This window comes from Lysinibacter sp. HNR, from assembly GCF_029760935.1.
Lineage (GTDB): Bacteria > Actinomycetota > Actinomycetes > Actinomycetales > Microbacteriaceae > HNR.
The window spans coordinates 1,617,824-1,636,625 of sequence record NZ_CP121684.1 but is presented as its reverse complement, the minus strand read 5'-3'; the positions used below and the strand labels follow the sequence as shown (position 1 = coordinate 1,636,625).

17 protein-coding genes are annotated in these 18,802 nt (G+C 54.1%); 14 read left to right on the top strand and 3 right to left on the bottom strand.

Annotated features, from left to right (window positions below):
- The first annotated feature begins 16 nt into the window (after positions 1-16).
- The 8 genes from FrondiHNR_RS07395 to FrondiHNR_RS07360 all read left to right on the top strand — a co-directional run bounded on the left by FrondiHNR_RS07395 (position 17) and on the right by FrondiHNR_RS07360 (position 8,705).
- A complete protein-coding gene (locus tag FrondiHNR_RS07395; RefSeq protein WP_279352147.1) occupies positions 17-778 on the top strand; it encodes a YebC/PmpR family DNA-binding transcriptional regulator in 762 nt (253 codons plus the stop codon).
- Positions 779-788: 10 nt separating this feature from the next.
- Positions 789-1,367 carry a crossover junction endodeoxyribonuclease RuvC gene (gene ruvC, locus FrondiHNR_RS07390; RefSeq protein ID WP_279352146.1) on the top strand — a complete coding sequence of 193 codons (579 nt, stop codon included), beginning with the start codon at positions 789-791 and terminating at the stop codon, positions 1,365-1,367.
- A gap of 36 nt (positions 1,368-1,403) precedes the next feature.
- The gene (ruvA, locus tag FrondiHNR_RS07385; protein WP_279352145.1) at positions 1,404-2,015 is read left to right on the top strand and encodes a Holliday junction branch migration protein RuvA; all 612 of its coding nucleotides are present in this window, start codon (positions 1,404-1,406) and stop codon (positions 2,013-2,015) included.
- 2 nt (positions 2,016-2,017) lie between these two features.
- Positions 2,018-3,040: a Holliday junction branch migration DNA helicase RuvB gene (gene ruvB, locus FrondiHNR_RS07380; protein ID WP_279352144.1), complete on the top strand. Its 1,023-nt coding sequence runs from the start codon at positions 2,018-2,020 to the stop codon at positions 3,038-3,040.
- Between the two features lie 74 nt (positions 3,041-3,114).
- Positions 3,115-3,477 (top strand): preprotein translocase subunit YajC, encoded by a 363-nt coding sequence (yajC, locus tag FrondiHNR_RS07375; RefSeq protein WP_279352143.1) that lies wholly within the window; start codon positions 3,115-3,117, stop codon positions 3,475-3,477.
- A 90-nt stretch (positions 3,478-3,567) separates the two neighbouring features.
- On the top strand, positions 3,568-5,313 hold the full coding sequence (gene secD / locus FrondiHNR_RS07370; protein WP_279352142.1) for a protein translocase subunit SecD: 1,746 nt from the start codon (positions 3,568-3,570) through the stop codon (positions 5,311-5,313).
- Between the two features lie 3 nt (positions 5,314-5,316).
- On the top strand, positions 5,317-6,339 hold the full coding sequence (gene secF, locus FrondiHNR_RS07365; protein ID WP_279352141.1) for a protein translocase subunit SecF: 1,023 nt from the start codon (positions 5,317-5,319) through the stop codon (positions 6,337-6,339).
- A 107-nt stretch (positions 6,340-6,446) separates the two neighbouring features.
- Positions 6,447-8,705, top strand: coding sequence for a bifunctional (p)ppGpp synthetase/guanosine-3',5'-bis(diphosphate) 3'-pyrophosphohydrolase (locus FrondiHNR_RS07360; protein ID WP_279352140.1), 2,259 nt, complete (start codon positions 6,447-6,449; stop codon positions 8,703-8,705).
- A gap of 4 nt (positions 8,706-8,709) precedes the next feature.
- Here the strand turns inward: FrondiHNR_RS07360 and FrondiHNR_RS07355 are convergent, their stop codons facing one another.
- The 3 genes from FrondiHNR_RS07355 to FrondiHNR_RS07345 all read right to left on the bottom strand — a co-directional run bounded on the left by FrondiHNR_RS07355 (position 8,710) and on the right by FrondiHNR_RS07345 (position 11,414).
- Complete coding sequence (locus FrondiHNR_RS07355) at positions 8,710-9,252, bottom strand: hypothetical protein (RefSeq protein WP_279352139.1); 543 nt, start codon at positions 9,250-9,252, stop codon at positions 8,710-8,712.
- A 75-nt stretch (positions 9,253-9,327) separates the two neighbouring features.
- A complete protein-coding gene (locus FrondiHNR_RS07350) occupies positions 9,328-10,569 on the bottom strand; it encodes a DUF349 domain-containing protein (protein WP_279352138.1) in 1,242 nt (413 codons plus the stop codon).
- Positions 10,570-10,643: 74 nt separating this feature from the next.
- Positions 10,644-11,414, bottom strand: coding sequence for a peptidylprolyl isomerase (locus tag FrondiHNR_RS07345; RefSeq protein WP_279352137.1), 771 nt, complete (start codon positions 11,412-11,414; stop codon positions 10,644-10,646).
- A gap of 111 nt (positions 11,415-11,525) precedes the next feature.
- Here FrondiHNR_RS07345 and FrondiHNR_RS07340 point away from each other — a divergent pair, with 111 nt between their 5' ends.
- The 6 genes from FrondiHNR_RS07340 to mltG all read left to right on the top strand — a co-directional run bounded on the left by FrondiHNR_RS07340 (position 11,526) and on the right by mltG (position 18,789).
- Positions 11,526-12,875 (top strand): replication-associated recombination protein A, encoded by a 1,350-nt coding sequence (locus tag FrondiHNR_RS07340; protein WP_279354498.1) that lies wholly within the window; start codon positions 11,526-11,528, stop codon positions 12,873-12,875.
- Positions 12,876-13,096: 221 nt separating this feature from the next.
- On the top strand, positions 13,097-13,726 hold the full coding sequence (gene rpsD, locus FrondiHNR_RS07335) for a 30S ribosomal protein S4 (RefSeq protein ID WP_279352136.1): 630 nt from the start codon (positions 13,097-13,099) through the stop codon (positions 13,724-13,726).
- Positions 13,727-13,867: 141 nt separating this feature from the next.
- Positions 13,868-14,086: a hypothetical protein gene (locus FrondiHNR_RS07330; protein ID WP_279352135.1), complete on the top strand. Its 219-nt coding sequence runs from the start codon at positions 13,868-13,870 to the stop codon at positions 14,084-14,086.
- 65 nt (positions 14,087-14,151) lie between these two features.
- Positions 14,152-16,812 (top strand): alanine--tRNA ligase, encoded by a 2,661-nt coding sequence (gene alaS / locus FrondiHNR_RS07325; RefSeq protein WP_279352134.1) that lies wholly within the window; start codon positions 14,152-14,154, stop codon positions 16,810-16,812.
- Positions 16,809-17,300, top strand: coding sequence for a Holliday junction resolvase RuvX (ruvX, locus tag FrondiHNR_RS07320; protein ID WP_279352133.1), 492 nt, complete (start codon positions 16,809-16,811; stop codon positions 17,298-17,300). The genes alaS and ruvX overlap by 4 nt, the downstream gene beginning before the upstream one ends.
- Positions 17,290-18,789, top strand: coding sequence for an endolytic transglycosylase MltG (gene mltG, locus FrondiHNR_RS07315; RefSeq protein ID WP_279352132.1), 1,500 nt, complete (start codon positions 17,290-17,292; stop codon positions 18,787-18,789). Before ruvX ends, mltG begins: the two co-directional genes overlap by 11 nt.
- Positions 18,790-18,802: the final 13 nt, after the last annotated feature.

The window sequence follows — 18,802 nt, the reverse complement described above, 5'->3', positions numbered from 1 at the left end:
TTTTTGAGGGAGAAACGTGGCTGGACACTCAAAGTGGGCAACGACAAAACACAAGAAAGCAATTATCGACTCGCGTCGCGCTAAGGCCTTCGCCAAGCTGATTAAGAACATTGAAGTAGCAGCCAAGATCGGGGGTGCCGATCTCTCCGGTAACCCCACACTGGTGGATGCTGTCCAGAAGGCAAAAAAGACTTCGGTTCCCAACGATAATATTGAGCGCGCTATTAAGCGTGGTGCCGGTTTGCTGGGCGAGCAGGTTGAATACCTCAACATCATGTACGAGGGTTACGGGCAGGGCGGCGTTGCCCTCATGATTGAGTGTCTCACCGACAACAAAAACCGTGCGGCCGCGGAGGTGCGTACAGCCATGACCCGGAATGGTGGAAACATGGCGGATCCGGGGAGCGTTGCCTACAATTTCAATCGCAAGGGTGTGGTTGTTGTCAATAGGGTGGATGGGCTCACTGAGGACGACATCCTCAACGCCGTTCTTGATGCCGGTGCCGAAGAGGTCACGGACCGTGGCGATGATTTTGAAATTATTAGCGAGCCGCAAGACCTGGTTGCCGTGCGTACGGCGCTGCAGGGGGCGGGAATTGATTATGAATCTGCCGACGCTGCTTTTGTTCCCAACCTGACGGTTGATATTGATGCCGAGACGGCTCGTAAAATATTTAAACTCATCGATGCGCTTGAAGACAGCGATGACGTGCAAAATGTTTATAGCAACTTTAACCTGACCGCCGAGGTTGAGGCGGAGCTCGAGAAAGACGAATAAGCAGTCCGATATGCGTGTTCTGGGAATTGATCCGGGACTTACCCGATGCGGTGTCGGGGTTGTTGAAGTGTCCGCAACAAGGGTCGCACGATTTGTCGATGTTCAGGTTGTGCGAACCCCCTCTGCGATGGAGCTTTCTCAGCGGCTTTTAAACATTGGGGAGGGGATTGAACGTCTTATCGATCAGCATAAGCCGGATGCCATCGCCCTGGAGCGTGTTTTTACCCAGCACAATGTGAGCACCGTTATGGGAATCGCTCAGATTAGCGGGGTTGCCTTTTTTTTGGCGGCGCAGCGCCAGATCCCGGTGGGTTTGCACACCCCCACTGAGGTAAAAGCCTCTGTGACCGGTTATGGATCTGCCGATAAATCCCAGGTTGGGGCCATGGTGGCAAAAATTCTCAACCTTGCGGCACCACCGCGCCCGGCGGATGCCGCGGATGCGCTTGCTCTGGCAATCTGTCATGCCTGGCGGGGCACCGGGTTAGACTCTGTTGCCCGTCCCAGCCTGGCAGCGGTAAACCGTGCGACGACAAAGCCTTCCGGACCCCTCACCCCGGCGCAACGAGCATGGCTCGCCGCTGAGTAGCATCCCCGAGGTAATAAAACATCGTAGTCTTAACGGGTGATTTCTTCTTTGCGCGGCCCCGTTCTTGATGTGCGTGACGGCACGGTTGTGATTGACGTCGGTGGGGTGGGGTTTGCCGTGGAGGTTACCTCTGCCGAGGCCGCAAAATCGCATCGGGGCAACGAGGTTTTTTTGCACACCAATCTGGTTGTTCGCGATGATGCCCTGACTCTCTTTGGGTTTGCCACCCGTGACGAATTAGAGGTTTTTATCATTCTTTTGGGAGTATCGGGTGTGGGCCCGAGAAGCGCTCTTGGTGTGTTGGGAGTGCTGTCACCGCAGCAAATTGCCGCAGCGGTTGCGGCGGAGGATGATAAGCCATTTCGCCAGGTCAGCGGAATCGGCCCCAAAACGGCAAAACTGCTTACGGTGTCGCTCAGCGGCAAGCTCACCGCTCTGGGCTTTTCTCCCGATCAATCTGTCGCGCCGACAACCACGATACCGGGAATCGATAAGATTGAGGCTGCCCTGGTTAACCTGGGGTGGAGCGAGCGTGAGGCAGCGGATGCGATTGCTCGGGTTCACGGGACCTCAACGAATAAAATGAGTGAGGCCCAGCTATTGCGTGCAGCCCTCGCGGCTCTGGGTGAAAACAGGACGAAACGCTGATTATGTCTACTGATAAATTCGACTCCGAAGACCTGACAAACCCCGAGATTATCGTGGAGAGTGAGGTTGCGTTTGAGGGTGCGCTTCGTCCTCACAGTATGGCCGAGTTTGTGGGACAGACTAAGGTTCGTGGACAGCTAGAGCTTTTGCTCACGGCCGCAACCATGCAGGGAAGAACCCCGGACCACATTTTACTTGCGGGTCCTCCCGGCTTAGGAAAAACAACGCTCTCAATGATTGTTGCCGAGGAGCTAGGAAAGCCCCTGCGGATGACAAGCGGCCCCGCTATTCAGCACGTGGGCGATTTGGCCGCAATCCTCTCGTCTCTCACTCCGGGTGAGGTGCTCTTTATCGATGAGATTCATCGAATGGCCCGTTCCGCCGAAGAGATGCTCTACCTGGCAATGGAAGACTTCCGCATCGATATTATGGTTGGTAAGGGAGCTGGAGCAACCTCTATTCCTTTGGATCTTGCCCCCTTTACTCTGGTGGGAGCTACCACCCGGGCGGGTCTTCTTCCCAATCCGCTGCGCGATCGTTTTGGCTTCACGGCCCACCTGGAGTTTTATGAGGATTCGGAGCTTGAGCAGGTCCTTGAACGTGCGGCTCGTTTGATGGGGTTTGACATCGCTTCGGACGCGGTGGGGATTATTGCCAGCCGCTCGCGAGGAACACCGAGAATCGCCAACCGTTTGCTTCGCCGTGTCAGGGATTATTTTCTGGTTCACAGTACCGAGGGTGACAGTGCTGCGGTTAACGCCGCCCTCGAACTCTACGAAGTTGATACGATGGGCCTTGACCGCTTAGATAGGGCTGTTTTGCTCGGACTTATCGAGAGATTTGGGGGTGGTCCTGTGGGAATGAGTACACTCTCAATTTCTGTGGGGGAGGATCCCGAGACAATTGAGGCGGTTGTTGAACCCTTTTTGGTGAGGGCGGGCCTTGTATCTCGTACTCCACGCGGTAGAGTTGCTACAGCGGCTGCGTGGAAACACTTCAACCTCTCCCAGCCAAATGTTCTATAGTTGGTTGTTGTTTAATAGACACAAATCTTAAATTTTGTAATGCGGACGTAGCGCCGCTATAGAAAGGTATTCCCTTGGACTTCACAACATACCTGTTGCTCGGGTTGGCACTGGTGATGATTATTCTTCTGTTTCGAGGCAATAGAAAGCGGCAGGCGGCCGCAACCGCTCTGCAGAAGAGTGTTGTTCCCGGCGCCGAAGTTATGCTTCAGTCTGGGATTTATGGAACGGTTGTATCTCTTGATGAAGATGAAAACCGTGCTCGGATCGAAACCAGCCCCGGCACCGTTCTGACGGTTCATCGTAACGCAATTGCCAATGTTGTGACTCCGGTGGAAACAGAAGAAAAAACGGATACTGAGATTCCAGCTGACGACGATCCTGAGTTTGGGGAGCGCGTAAATCGTGATGACACGGACAACGAAAGCGGAAAATAATCCCATTTAGCACTATTGTTGTAGAGCGAAAATAATTTCCCCCATTCATGTCCTGCACCGCAGTTGTGCAGCCCTAGAAAGCAGTAGCACGTGGCGAAACCCGCTCCGGTAAAAAAAGCTTGGCGTTCTCTGGCCTGGCTTCTCGTAATAATAGTTGGTCTTGTCGGTTTAAACGCCTTTGGTGTGATGCGCGGTGAAGGGTCGTGGACACCCAAGTTAGCGCTTGATCTTGAGGGCGGTACCCAGATTCTCCTGGCACCCACTCTCCAGGATGGTCAATCGGTTACGGGAGAACAGCTTAACCAGGCTGTGGCCATCATCCGTCAGCGTATTGACGCGAGCGGTGTTTCTGAGTCCGAGATCACGACGCAGGGTAATCAGAACGTGGTTGTTTCGATCCCGGGTACCCCGGATCAGGAAACTCTCCAGCGGATTCAGGCGTCATCCCAAATGCAGGCGCGTCCGGTGCTGGCGGCCGCGATGGCCACACCGCCCATGGCCGATGCCGAGGGAAACCCGATTGTGCCTCCCGCCCCCGACGCTGCTGAGGGGGAGCTTTCCGATACACCGGCAACCGAACCCACCGGACCCGGTGACCCCGCCTGGATCACCCCGGCCATTCAGGCTCAGTTTGACAATTATGTGTGTGGTTCAAACACTGACCCCAACGCGGGAAATCCAGACCCGAGTAAGCCGCTTGTTGTCTGTGATACGAGTCAGACCGAAAAGTACATTCTTGGTCCGGAGGAGATTGCGGGCACCTCGATCACCAATGCCGTTGCTCAGCTCGAGACAACGCAGACCGGTGCAACCACCGGTGCCTGGGCGGTGCAGATTACTCTGGATAACGAGGGAACAAAAAAGTTTACGGAGTTGAGCACTCGTCTTTACGGCTCAACCGAGCCCCTGAACCGGTTTGCGTTTGTGCTTGACGGCTCGGTGATTACCTCGCCCACAATGAACGGCTTGATAACCGACGGGCGCCCCTCAATCACGGGTGGGTTCACCCAGGAGAGCGCAAAGGCCCTGGCTGATCAGCTGAAGTTTGGTGCTTTGCCCATTGGATTTACAATTCAGAGCAACGAGAACGTCTCGGCCACCCTGGGATCAAACCAGCTCCAGAGTGGTTTGATCGCTGGCCTCATCGGCTTGATCTTGGTTGTTCTGTATTCGCTTGCACAGTATCGACTGTTGGGACTGGTCACGGTGGCCTCTCTCACGATCGCCGCGGTTATTGCATATCTTCTGATCACACTCATGTCGTGGCGTGAGGGGTACCGGCTCTCTCTGGCCGGTGTTACGGGCTTGATCGTTGCAATAGGTATTACCGCCGACTCCTTTATCGTTTATTTTGAACGTATTCGAGACGAATTGCGAGACGGACGTGGAATCGACTCCGCGGTTAAGCACGGGTGGAAGCGCGCGATACGAACCATTCTTGCCTCTGACGGTGTTAACTTCTTGGCCGCTGCAATTCTCTTTATTCTGGCGGTTGGAAACGTGCGGGGATTTGCGTTCACCCTGGGACTTACCACGCTTGTTGACGTCTTAGTTGTGGCTCTCTTTACACATCCTGTGCTTACGTTGCTTGCGCGAACTAAGCTTTACGCGCAGGGTCACCGTTTCAGCGGGCTGGATCCGCGCCAGCTGGGCGCGGTATACCGTGGAAGAGCTCAGTTCAAAACTCCCGTTTACGTGGAAAAGGGCGGCAAGGCTGCACGAAGTAGTCGTGAGGCAGCAAAACGCCAGACCATTGCAGAACGAAAAGCTGCGGCCCAGGCTGCGACCGAAAATAACGCCGATAATGTTTCGGCCAACGCGCGAGAGGAGTCCTAAGCCATGGGTACTTTTGCTCAGTTTGGAAACGATCTTTATACGGGTAAGCGCTCATACAACATAGTTGGGCGTCGTAAGGTCTGGTACATTGTTGCCGCGGTGATGATCGCCATTTCGCTGGTGGGCACCTTTATCCGCGGTGGGTTTGTCTTTGGTATTGAGTTCAGTGGCGGAAGTCAGTTTCAGATCTCGAACGTAGAGAACCGCAACGAGTCTCTGGCAACCGAAGCGGTTAACTCGGTGGTCTCGGGACAGACACCGCGTGTGCTTCTTGTCGGAACCGATTCAGTGTGGGTACAGACGGAGCAGCTTACCGATGACCAGAGCCTTGAGGTGAGGGCCGCCCTGGCGAAGGCCTACGACGTTTCAGAAGACTCAATCACGTCATCCTTCATCGGAGCCTCCTGGGGGCAGGACATCACTCGGCAGGCACTTATCGCGCTCGTAGTGTTTATGATCTTTGCCGCGCTAGTGATGGCTCTGTATTTCCGAACGTGGAAAATGTCACTGGCAGCTATGTCTGCACTGTTTCATGACCTAATAATTACTGCAGGAGTATACGGCATTAGCGGGTTTGAGATTACTCCCGCCACCATGATTGGATTCCTGACAATTCTTGGGTATTCGCTCTACGACACGGTTGTTGTCTTTGACAAAATTCGAGAAAATACGGTTCCCGGTGAGCTTAACGAGGCTCGTACCTTTGGTGAGAGTGTCAACCTCGCGGTGAACCAGACGCTGGTGCGTTCAATTAACACCTCTGTTGTAGCGCTGCTTCCCGTAGCCTCCATCCTATTTATCGGTTCGTTTGTCTTAGGCGCTGGAACTCTGCGTGATATCTCTCTTGCCCTGTTCATCGGTATTTTGGTGGGAACCTACTCCACGATCTTCATCGCGGCCCCCGTCTACGGACACCTTCGCTCCGGTGAGAGTGAGATCGTAAAGCACGATGCTCGGGTGCGTGCTGCGCGTCAGCAGGAGAGTGATGCTGAGCAGAAGGCTTCAGCAAACGCTATAGAAGCCTAGCGTGATTGGTGAGGTGCGCCGTCGTCTCTGTGCGCCTCGCCGGTTATATACAGCGTCGGTCAACGGAACGCATCTAATAGTGGTAACTTCGATTAAGGAGGTGCTTCATGACAGAAACATCGTCACAATCGACCAGTACTAGCTTACGGCGCCTCGTGCCGCGTATCTTCTCTAAAGGAAGTCCCCCGGGAGCGGTTGACGCTCTTATTAAAACTGTGCGTGCATCGCACCCTAAGAGCGATCTAACCGTCATAGAACGTGCCTACACGGTTGCCGAACGTGCTCATCGCGGACAAAAACGACGTTCGGGCGAACCCTACATTACGCACCCGGTTGCGGTAGCTCAGATTCTTGCCGATCTGGGGGTTGGCCCGATGACCGCGGCAGCTGCGCTTTTGCACGACACGGTTGAAGATACCAGCTATTCACTGGATCAATTGCGTGCTGACTTTGGCGATGAGGTCACCATGCTTGTTGATGGGGTGACCAAGCTGGATAAGGTTAAGTACGGTGATAGTGCTCAGGCCGAAACGGTACGCAAGATGATTGTTGCGATGTCAAAAGACATCCGCGTATTGATTATTAAGCTTGCTGACCGCTTACACAACGCACGCACCTGGGGATTTGTTCCTGCTGAGTCGGCGACCCGTAAGGCAACGGAGACCCTTGAGATTTATGCGCCGCTTGCGCACCGCTTGGGAATTCAATCTATTAAAAACGAGCTGGAAGACCTCTCCTTCGCGGTTCTCAAACCAAAGATTTACGCTGAAATAGAAAGTCTTGTGCAGCAGCGCAACCCTCAACGTGACGAGATGGTGAGAAGCGTTGTGAACTCGATCAACGACGATTTGCGGGTTGCGAAGATCAGGGGTGATGTAGCTGGGCGCCCCAAACAGTACTATTCGATATATCAAAAGATGATAGTGAGGGGCCGAGACTTCGACGATATTTATGATCTGGTGGGGATCCGGGTAATCGTTCACACCATTCGGGATTGTTATGCCGTTCTTGGTGCAGTACACGCCCGTTGGACCCCGATTCCCGGCAGATTCAAAGACTATATTGCCACCCCCAAGTTCAACCTTTATCAATCGCTACACACCACCGTAATAGGGCCCGACGGACGCGCGGTTGAGATTCAGATCCGCACCACAGAGATGCATCGTCGCGCAGAATTGGGCGTCGCGGCACATTGGAAATACAAGGAGTCCGCAGGCTCACACAAGCTGGCCGAGGTGGGTACAGAGCGTGCGGATATGGCCTGGCTCGCTCATATCTCTGATTGGCAGGCCGAGACCGAGGATCCGGGTGAGTTTCTTGACGCTCTGCGCTTTGAGATAGGAGCCAAAGAGGTCTACGTGTTCACCCCCAAGGGGAGAGTTATTGGTTTGCCATCCGGTGCAACACCGGTCGATTTTGCCTACTCGGTTCACACCGAGATCGGTCATCGAACCATGGGGGCGAGGGTGAATGGTCGTTTAGTCCCGCTCGAAACGATCCTCAAAAACGGTGATGTTGTTGAGGTCTTCACATCGAAGAACCCCGACGCTGGTCCCAGTAAAGACTGGCTGAACTTTGTTGCTAGTACAAAAGCTCGCAACAAAATTCGACAGTGGTATACAAAAGAACGCCGTGACGAGGCAATTGAGCAGGGTAAGGACGCCATCTCACGGGCGATGCGTAAGCAGAATCTTCCATTGCAAAAATTGATGAGTCAGGATTCCTTCCAGCAGGTCGCATTGCAATTGCACTACCAGGATGTCACCGCCCTCTATGCGGCAATCGGTGAGGGGCACGTATCCACCCAATCCGTTCTCGAAAAAGTTGTTGCAAAACTTGCGGAGAATGAGGGTGAGGTTGAGGAGCACCTTCCCGATCCGTCCTTTGAGGATCGCCGGATGGTGCGCCAGACGAGCAACAGCGGCGTTTTGGTGCGTGGGGCCCCTGATATTCTTGTGAAGCTGGCTCGCTGCTGTACCCCGGTTCCGGGCGATGAAATTGTTGGCTTCATTACTAAGGGTCAGGGCGTCTCTGTTCACCGTTCCTCCTGTAAAAATGTGGAAAATCTTCGTAAAGAGCCTGAACGTCTGGTTGAGGTCGAGTGGGCACCCACCTCGAAGAGTGTCTTTTTGGTACACATCCAGGTGGAAGCCCTTGACCGGGCCGGTTTGCTTTCCGATGTGACACGGGTCCTATCGGAACACCACGTGAACATTTTGTCCGCATCGGTTAATACCTCTAGCTCACGACTGGCTATTAGCCGATTTGTCTTTGAAATGGGAGACACAACGCATCTCGATCGCGTATTAAACGCCGTGCGCCGTATTGATACTGTTTACGACGTGTACCGGGTAAGTAGCGGCTAAAGATCTATACGAGGCTTGCTAACCGTTGACGGGCGATATTACGGCGTGGATGTCCGCTGGTCGCCAGCGCGCGATCAATCTCTTTCATACTCAGGCTGTAGGTGAGGCAGAGGAGCCGAAAAGCTACCTTGTCAGCGAGCGTGGCCACGTTGTTTGCCATAAGGGTGTCGCAGGCTAAACGCAAGGGTGAGAGTACAGCAAGCCCGCAGAGACCGTGTATTTGATGCGGTGCGATGAGTACTTCACGCACTGTGTGGGGAAGTTTTATGCTTGCTCTACGACGTCGCTTTACTGGGGTGCACAGTGTAATTTTGGATGGGAAATGACGGAGAAATCCGTAAACCCAGAGCGCCGTTTGCGCCTCAACAATGAGTCCCCTGGGAATGTGCGGGCAGAGAGCAAGGGCACGTGACCTGGAAGAGTCATCGTACCCCCAGGCCAGGTAGCTGGGTCCCACGGGGAATATGTCCCCGTCAAGACGAGCAGCTGATAGCTCGGCCGGGGACATGTGCGCGGTTCCTAGCACAGACTCAAATCGCTTTGTCATGAGAACCACTGTTCCGTGTTCTCAGCCGTCGTTCCAGAAGCTATTCACAGCTGTTCACGAACGTAACGGTGGGTATTAATCACCGATCGCTGCAAGCCAGGAGCGCTGCGTTTCAAGGGTCTGCGCAGTTTGCTCCGCCTTGCTCTTGTCTCCGGCTGCCTGTGCCTCCGCAAGAGCGGTTTCTAGCTGAGTGATCGAATCCTCTAGCTGACCGCGGAGTCCGGCGGTGCGTGCCTTGGTCTCGGGGTTATTGTTTTTCCAGTGTTCTTCTTCTAACCCTTTAACGTGGTCTTCAATCTTGCGGATGCGGGCATCCACGCTTCGAACAGAATCACGCGGTACACGACCGATCCCATCCCACTGTCGTTGGATGGCAGAGAGAGCGTTGCGGGCGGTGATGTGGTCCGTCTCTTGGAGGATGGGCTCTGCCTGTGCGAGCAGTTCTTCTTTGAGCACAAGATTTGCACCAAACTCTTCGTCAATCTGAGCGTCGATTTCTGCTTTTGCCGAGTAGAGTACGTCTCCGGCCGCCTTGAAGCGGGCCCATAATTGGTCGTCTAGCTTGCGTCCCGCCCGGCCGCTTTCCTTCCAGGATTCTAGGAGGTCACGATAGGCCGGGATGCCCTGGGCTCCCTGCGAAGCCAGGGCCTCTGCCTGCTCAATAAGTCTTTCTTTGCGCTGGCGGATTTCCCTGTTGGTTGCGTCTAGCTCCGCAAAGAAAGCCCGTCGGGCAGCTTCAATCTGAGAGCGGGCGTTGCGGAATCGCTTCCAGTAGGCATCCGCTTCAGACTTGGGAAGACGTGGTCCTGTCTTTTGCTGTGTTTGCCACTCGTCAAAGAGCGCGGTGAGCTCAGCGCTGGTTTGTTTCCACTGCACCTTGCTCAGATCTTGTGCGGCAAGCTGCTCTGCTCGCGTTGCAATCGATTCACGTTGCTGACGAGCATCCTCACGCGCTTTCTCTTGCTCTTGGCGTTGCTGTTCTGAAAGCTCTTCGGCAACACCGGTGAGAGCGTCGAGCCTTGTGAGTAGTGTGGCTAGGTCGCCCACGGCATTTGCGCCGGAGACCTGCTCTCGCAGACGAGCTACCACAGATGTAATATCACTCACCGCGGTCCCACGCTTAACCCGCTGCTCAAGGAGAGTGACTTGTCCCGCAAGGTCTGTGTATTTGCGTTCAAAGTACGCCAGGGCCTCTTGGGGAGTTCCGTCTGGATACTGGCCAACGGCTCTCTCGCCGTCACCCTCTCGCACAAAAACGGTGTTTGTGTCGTCTACGCGACCCCACGACTTGTTTGCACTTGTGTCGGACAAGCTCATCACCTACTGTTTCAGATTTGTTGGACGCCACTGGTCAGCGCCCTTAAAGACTACTGCTTACGGGCCCGTGACTGCTATTCGAGCCGGAAGGATTTAATAATGGCTGGGACTTTTGGACTTCCATCGGTGGAGCCGTCAGCGGTTCCCTCGGAGGTAATTTTTGCTCGTAACTCCTCAATCCCGCTGGTTATAGAGCCAATAACGGTGTAACCGCTCTCTGCGGTGCCAATGGTGGAGTCCTCGTAAACAATAAAGAATTGACTTCCGTGACTGTACTCACTGTCGGCGCGGGCCATGGCGATCGTGCCGGCCTGGTAAAAATTGTCGGCGGGGACGTTTTCAACCGGTCCGTAGGAGTATCCGGGGCCGTCAGTACCGGTGCCGTCGGGGGAGCCACATTGGAGAACATAGATGCCCTCTGTTGTGAGGCGGTGGCAGGAGGTCTCGTTATAAAACCCATCATTTGCGAGCGCAATTGTGCTTGCGACAGCCTGGGGAGCTGCGACCCCATCCAACTTGACCTTGAGGTCAATGTCGTTAATTACGAGGTTCCCTGTCCATTCCCGCGACTCGGCGAGGGCTGGATCGGGAACATCGCCCTGATTTGATTCCCCCTCGGGAGGAGCGGTGGTTGGTGAGGCGGCGGGAGTAGAGGGGTTTGCGTTGAGATACGCTATTTGCCCGAATACTGCGAGTGCGACCACCAGCGTTCCCGCTATCGCCCAGAGGATATTGTCGCGTTTGCGCCTCGCAGCACCCTCCTGGTGAACTGTTTTGCGCGCTTCGTAACTGCGAAGTCGCTCACGGTGTAGTCTTTCCTCGCGCTTGCTCTTATTGTGTGCCACGTTCTTGACTCCGAAAATATTGAAAACCATCCAGGACAATAGGCATACTAACGGGTTCGGGACGAGTTTGTCAGAGTCAACTCGTAGACTGGCACTGTGACTACTTCAGACATGGCGTTCGGCACCGCACACACACCGTTAGCGGTTCGTATGCGTCCGCGCGCGCTTGACGAGGTTGTGGGGCAAAAACATCTCCTGGCCCCGGGCTCCCCCCTCATCACCCTGGCTCATGAGAGCTCCGGCGGCGAGCAGGCGAGTGGGGCCGTGTCGATTATTTTGTGGGGTCCACCGGGCACGGGAAAAACAACCCTGGCCCAGGCAATAGCGCACAGCAGCGGTCGCAGATTTGTTGAACTCTCTGCGGTGACCGCCGGTATAAAAGACGTGCGTACTGTTATGGAACGAGCGTTGAACGATCGTGACCTGTACGGTGTATCCACGATTTTGTTTCTTGACGAGATCCATCGTTTCAGTAAAGCCCAGCAGGATGCCCTTCTTCCCGGCGTAGAAAATGGCTGGGTAACCCTTGTAGCTGCCACCACCGAAAACCCCTCCTTCTCCGTTATAGCGCCATTGCTGTCTCGCTCGCTGCTTCTCACCCTTGAGCAGCTTGAAGACAAAGACATAGAGGCAGTTGTACGCCGTGCGATATCGGATCCGAGAGGGCTTGCCGATCAGGTCAGCATTACCGATGAAGCGGTTCTTGCGATCGCTCAGCTTTCCTCTGGAGACGCTCGGCGTGCGCTCACCGCGCTTGAGGCCGCAGCCTCTTCTGCGCTTGCGGAGGTCGATGAGAACGCACACGATCCCGAAGAACCCGAGATTCCCGTGATCACGGACGAGGTGGTGGCACGGTCCGTTAACAGGGCGCTTCTGCGCTACGACAAAAACGGTGATGAACACTACGATGTGATTAGTGCCTTCATCAAATCTATTCGTGGTTCCGATCCCGACGCCGCAATTCACTACCTCGCGCGCATGATTGAGGCGGGTGAGGATCCGCGTTTCATTGCTCGTCGGATCATTATCTCTGCGGCCGAAGATATTGGTATTGCCGATCCTCAGGCGCTCGGCATTGCGGTAGCGGCGGCAGAGGCTGTGCAGCTCATTGGTTTGCCGGAGGGTCGTATTCCCCTGGCCGAAGCGGTGGTTTATCTAGCAACCGCCCCGAAGTCTAATGCTGCCTACAGGGCGATTGACCTGGCAATTGCGGATGTTCGTGCGGGTAAAATTGGCAGGGTCCCCACGCACTTGCGTGATGCTCACTATTCCGGAGCTAAGAAGCTTGGCCACGGTGCGGGATATAAGTATCCACACGATGCGGCAATGGGGGTATTGCGTCAGGATTATCTCCCGGAAGAGCTTCAAGAAAAAACCTATTACAATCCGACGGATCACGGACACGAGCGAACTGTAAGCGAAAGATTAGAAAAAATTCGTCGCATTACCCGGGGCAAATAGCATGGTGGGGGCACAGCCTGTGTTAGACTTACCTTTGGTCTTAGGATCGTGCTGAGCGTGCGGCTGCGTTTTCAACGTTCTGAAGGTACCTGCCCTGTAGCCGGGCGGTAGTTGACTGATTCCCTCAAACTTTCCACGGAATATGCAGTGACGGCATAGAGTAAGCCCGTCTTGTACCCGTGATATTTCTTAATTTATGTAAACTTTTTCGAAAGGAAACCGTGTCCACTAAGTCACGTACCCGTAGCAAAACTCGTCTCTCGCGTTCGCTCGGTATTGCTCTTACTCCCAAAGCCGCTAAATACTTGGAAAAGCGCCCCTACGCTCCCGGCGAGCACGGTCGCACCAAGCGTAAGGCTGATTCGGACTTTGCGGTTCGTCTGCGTGAAAAACAGCGTCTTCGGGCACAGTACAATATTCGGGAAGCCCAGCTCAAGCGTGTTTACCAGGAGGCTCGTCGTACCGAGGGCCAGACCGGTGAGAACATGGTCGAACTTCTTGAGATGCGTCTTGACGCGCTCGTTCTGCGCTCGGGCTTTGCTCGCACCTCCGCGCAGGCTCGTCAGCTGGTTGTACACCGCCACATCCTGGTAGATGGCCAGCTTGTTGACCGTCCCTCTTTTCGAGTAAAGCCGGGCCAGCAGATTCACGTTAAGCCTCGTTCAGAGGGCATGGAGCCCTTCCAGGTTGCTGCAGCCGGTGCACACCTTGAGGTCTTGCCCAAGGTTCCTGCTTATCTTGAGGTTGAAATTGACAAGTTGCAGGCGCGCCTGGTTCGTCGTCCCAAGCGTGCAGAGGTGCCCGTTACCTGTGAAGTACAGCTCGTTGTTGAGTACTACGCAGCTCGCTAGATCCTAAAGCCTGGAGGGGATGACAAAACATCGTCATCCCCTCCATATTTTTAACCTCATTACTCATGCCCACAGGTCAAGGCTGTAGTGTTGTTTATCTGGATTGTGTTATTGAATAAGCTCAAAGACCAAGGAGAATCCGTGCGTAAGCTGTTTTTACTGTTCTGCGGTATTGTTGCAGGGTTTATTATTGCCCACTACGTTAATAAGTCTCCGGGCGGGCGCCAGTTTTTTGAAGAGATCGAGCAGGGCCGTCGTGAGTTTAAAGACGCCGTGAGTCGTGGATATCAAGAGCGTGAGGCAGAGCTCTTAAACGCTCTTAACGGAGTAAAAAATGCCCTTGATGACTTCAAAAAATAGAGTTGTAGCCTCCCCTCGATCCCGTACCAAAAACTTTTAGAGAGACCAGGAGAAGCCAACTCCCCATGCAAACAGCAGATATCCGTCAGCGGTGGCTGACATTCTTTGGTGACCGTGGGCACACCGTTGTCCCCTCGGCATCGCTCATTAGTGATGACCCTACGCTGATGTTCACTGTGGCGGGGATGGTACCGTTTGTTCCCTATCTGACGGGTGTGGTTCCTGCACCGTACCCGCGTGCGACCAGCGTGCAAAAATGTATTCGTACAAACGATATCGAAGAGGTTGGAAAGACACCACGTCACGGCACCTTTTTCCAGATGAATGGTAATTTCTCTTTTGGGGATTACTTTAAAGAGGGCGCTATTGCCTACGCGTGGGAACTGCTTACCTCCTCAGAGGCCGATGGCGGATATGGTTTTGAACCCCGTGATCTTTGGGTTACGGTTTACAAAGACGATGACGAGTCAATCCGGCTGTGGCGCACAATTGCGGGTCTTCCCGAGGAACGAATTCAGCGTTTAGACAAAGATACAAACTACTGGTCTATGGGTCATCCCGGTCCAGCGGGACCCAGCTCGGAGATTTTTTTTGATCGTGGACCGGCCTATGGTCAGGATGGCGGTCCGGCTACGGACGATGACCGTTACGTCGAAATTTGGAATCTGGTGTTTATGCAGTACCTCATCGATGAGGTAAGAAGCAAAACAGAATTTCGCGTTGTGGGGGAACTCCCGCGTAAAAATATTGACACCGGAATGGGTCTTGAACGTGTTGCATTCCTCAAGCAGGGTGTCGAAAACATGTACGAGATCGATCAGGTTCGTCCCGTTTTGGATCGTGCAGCTGAGCTGTCAGGTCGTCGTTATGGGGTTAATCACGAAGACGATGTGCGAATGCGGATTATCGCGGACCACGTGCGTTCATCTCTCATGCTGTTGAGCGATGGTGTGACACCCTCGAACGAGGGTCGTGGTTATATTCTGCGGCGTCTGATGCGGCGCACAATACGGGCGATGAGACTGCTTGGAGTAGAGGAAGCAACTTTTCACCAACTTTTTTCGGCTTCTCGCGATGCCATGAAGGCCGCATATCCCGAGGTAAGAACCGATTACGAACGAATTTCACAGCCCGCGTTTGCTGAGGAAGCAACTTTCTTGCGAACGCTCTCGGGCGGAACTGCGATTCTCGATCTGGCTGTTGCCAGCACGGTGAAGGCCGGCGCAACTGTTCTTCCCGGAGACACCGCATTTCTTCTGCATGATACTTATGGGTTTCCCATTGAACTCACCCTTGAGATTGCGGAGGAATCCGGAATTACGGTTAATCGCCAGGTGTTCGATTCGCTCATGCAGGAGCAGCGTTCGAGGGCCAAGGCTGATGCGAAATCAAAGAAAACTGCGCTTGCTGATCTTTCTATTTATACCCAGATGCGTGCCCAAGGCGAGACCATTTTTACGGGTTACACAGACCTGGTTACTGAGTCTCGTGTGCTTGGGCTCATCGTGGACGGTGCGCCCGTTCAGGTGGCGCGCTCCGGGCAAACTGCTGAGGTGATTCTTGCCGAGACCTCCCTGTGGGCTGAGTCTGGCGGACAAGCACCCGACCAGGGACGTATCGTTGGTGACGGTTTTGTTCTGAAAGTTACTGACGTGCAGAAGCCGGTTCCCGGTTTGATCAGCCACACGGTGCTGGTCGAAAACGGGGAGGTCGCGGTTGACGCTATGGCGATGAGTGTTGTGGATGAGGAATACCGCCGCGGAGCTACCCAGGCTCACTCGGGAACCCATATTGTTCACGCGGCACTCCGTGAGGTGTTGGGGTCTCACACTCACCAATCGGGGTCTTTTAACAAGGCCGGGTATCTTCGACTTGACTTTAACTGGTCGCAGCCGCTGAGTATCGAAACTAAGACAGAGATTGAGGAGATATCTAACGCGGCCATCCGAGCAAACTACGAGGTTGTTGCCCGTGAAATGTCCCTGACCGAGGCCAAAGAAATTGGAGCGATGGCTCTCTTTGGCGAAAAATATGGTGATCGTGTTCGAGTGGTTGATATCGGGGGGCCGTGGTCGCGAGAGCTGTGTGCGGGTACCCACGTTTCCACGAGCGCAGAGATTGGCATGATTAACCTGGTGAGCGAGCAATCGGTTGGTTCTACTAATCGTCGTGTGGAATCGCTTGTTGGGCTTGATGCCTTTCGAAGCTTCGCGGCTGAGCGGGCTATCGTCTCCCAGTTATCGACGTCGCTTAAAGTCCCTGGAGAAGAGATTCCGGGGCGTGTTGCAGAGCTGGCAGCGCAGTTGAAGGCTGCTGAAAAGAAGATTTCTGAGCTTGCGGCTCACGCTCTCAGAGCACGTGTTCCAGAGCTGGTGTCGCAGGCTCACGAGGTGGGCGGAGTAATCGCGGTTATTGCCGACCTCGGTACTGTTGATCGTGCGGATGATGTGCGAACCCTGGTTCTTGGAGTTCGTGAAAAGTTACAATCACGGGCCGTTGTTGTTCTTGCCGGTGTTGCTGCCGGAAAGCCTCTGGTCATTGTTGCCACTACTGCGGAGGCCCGTGAGGCTGGTGCGCGAGCTGGCCTTCTTGCTAAGGCTGCCGCGGGTGTTCTCGGCGGTGGCGGTGGCGGTAAGGATGATATAGCCCAGGGTGGTGGAACCAAAGTTGAAAATATCGGCATAGCCCTCAAAACGGTGCGCGCCGCGCTTGAGGAACTACCATGAGGAGTGGGGTTCGCCTAGGGATCGATGTGGGCAAGGCTAGGGTCGGGGTATCTCGTTCGGATTTTCACGGGATGTTGGCTATGCCCGTTGAAACGATTAAGCGACAAGAAGACCTGTCTGGGACTCTTGCGCGCGTTCTTGAGCTCATTGGGGAATACGAAGCCACTGAGGTTGTGGTAGGACTTCCCTTGAACCTGCAGGGGGAATCAACACCTTCGACCGAGGACGCTCTAGGTTTTGCCCACCAATTGGACTCCTTAGTAAATATCGGGATTAGGCTGGTCGACGAGAGGTTGTCGACCGTGAGTGCTCAGAGTGTTTTACATGGGGTCGGACGTAGCACAAAATCATCACGTCCAGTTATTGATCAGGTTGCAGCCGTTATTATTCTTCAACAGGCTCTTGACGTTGAGCGTTCGTTGGGACACCCCCCGGGGCGTCTGGTTGAAGGGTCGGCTACCCAGCAAGGAAAATTTAGTGGGATATAAAGATCCAAGCGGAGGTTCAGGGTTTTTATCTGACGATGATGGTGAGACTAAACCGCTGATTTCGCGACGCGAGTTACGAGAGCAACTTCTTCGTGAGCAGCTAGCGCGAGAGGCTGAGGCGCGTGCTGTAGCCGAGGCTACAGCACGCGTGCAGGCTGAAGAAAGGAAGCGGGCAGAGGCTCTGGCTGGAATACAGGCTGAAACTGTGCCTAACGCCAAGAAAGAAGAGAGTGAGACTCTCCGAGCTTCTACAGGAAAAACTGATTTCCGCTCACTTACTGAGGAGTCAGCTGCAGGTATACTGGTTCAGAATGCCGAGAAATCGGACCCCCCAAAGACAGCCTTCTCGCCTGCGGGCGTTCAAGCTGAACAAACAGATAATATTTTTCCCCCGCTAAAAAAGTATAGGGAAAAGAATAAGAGTATGAAACGCCGCGTTATTATTTCTCTCACGGTTGTAGTCGCTCTTCTTGCCGCTCTTGGTGGTGGAGGCTTTCTCCTGTGGCAGAGCTTTGGCGATAGCCTTTCTGGAATCTTTGGGCAGAGCGGGGCAGAAGACTATGAGGGAACGGGTACGGGAGAAGTCACCATTGTGATTGCTGAGGGTGATGACGGAACCGCTATCGCTCGAACGCTAGAGTCCAACGGTGTCGTTCGTACCGCACAGGCGTTCATTAAGCACGTGCAACTACAAAACCCGAGTCCTATTTTTTACCCTGGTTCATATAAGATGGCGAAGGAAATGAGCGCGGCCGCCGCTCTCGAGGCACTGTTGCACCCCGATACTAAGGTTGTTATGCGGGCAGTAGTTCCCGAGGGAATTAGGGCTTCGCAAGTGTATGACATAGTGTCCTCTGCCACTGGAATTCCGGCCGAAAACTTTATGCGAGCCGCAGAAAACTGGAGCGCTTTTGGTGTTCCTGCGAGTGCTCCAAATATTGAGGGCTGGCTTTTCCCTGCCACTTATGAATTTACGCCGGATGATAGCGCCGAGGGCATCCTGCAGAAAATGGTGGACCGTACTATTCAATCATTGAACGCGGCGAATGTCCCGGAAGCTGATCGAGAACGAATATTGACAACCGCCTCCATCATTCAGGCTGAAGCTCGCCAGGAGCAAGACTTTGAAAAGGTGAGTCGAGTGATTGCTAACCGTCTTGAATTGGGAATGACGCTGGGCATGGATTCCACCGCGCAATATGGACTACCAGAGGCTAATGGTAAAGTCTGGACAAGTGATGAGCAGCGTTCGAATGCTAACCCTTGGAATACTTATAACCAGGCGGGGTTGCCTGTCGGCCCTATCACAAATCCCGGAGATCATGCGATCAATGCGGCTTTGAATCCGGCGCCCGGTGACTGGACTTACTTTGCTACGGTCAACCTTCAGACGGGTGAGACAAAGTTCACCAATTCTTCGCGAGAGCATCAGGTCTTTGTTCAAGAGCTTCAGGCCTGGTGTATTGCGACTGGCTCGGATGCCTGTTAGCCGTGGTAACGCT